The organism is Candidatus Symbiopectobacterium sp. NZEC135 (assembly GCF_025962695.1).
The window spans coordinates 1-656 of the sequence record NZ_JAGFPF010001210.1; the positions used below are offsets into that span (position 1 = coordinate 1).

1 pseudogene is annotated in these 656 nt (G+C 57.0%); it reads right to left on the minus strand.

From position 1 onward, the window contains the following. Positions 1-656, minus strand: a pseudogene (locus J5224_RS33385) (sodium:solute symporter family transporter); the annotation flags it as partial.

Here is a 656-nt window from a genome sequence, read left to right on the forward strand (position 1 = left end):
GGTGGCGCACGCCAGTGCGGAGATAAAGCCGAGGAAGAAGTTGCCGCCTACCGCATCGGCCAAATGCACCGCGGCCATGTTATTCCCGCCAATCAATGCGCCTGCGGCATCTTTAAAGGCGGGATTGGCGCTGACCAGTACAATGGCACCGAAGCCGATAATAAAGGTCAGGAAGTAGAAATAGCCCATAAACCCGGTGGCGTAAAACACACTTTTACGTGCTTCGCGTGCATCGCTCACCGTAAAGAAACGCATCAGAATATGGGGTAAGCCTGCGGTACCAAACATCAGGCCCAGCCCGAGCGACAGCGCCGAAATCGGGTCCGAAACCAGTCCGCCGGGGCTCATGATGGCAATGCCTTTCGGGTGGACCGCCACTGCTGCTTTGGAGCAGCAGCACGGCTTTGATAATCTGTACCCAGGTGGTGGCGAGCATTCCGCCAAACAGCACATACATCACCATCAGAATACCGACCAGCACGACGGCAACGTGGTAGTTCAGGCCGAACAGCAGCTCTATCAGTTTGCCTGCGCCGACCATCTGGGCGATGAGATACAGCGCTACCACCACCAGCGAGCCGCAGGCGGAGAGGGTGCGAATCGGTTTTTGTTGCAGGCGGTAAGATGCTACATCGGCAAAGGTATAGCGCCCGAGA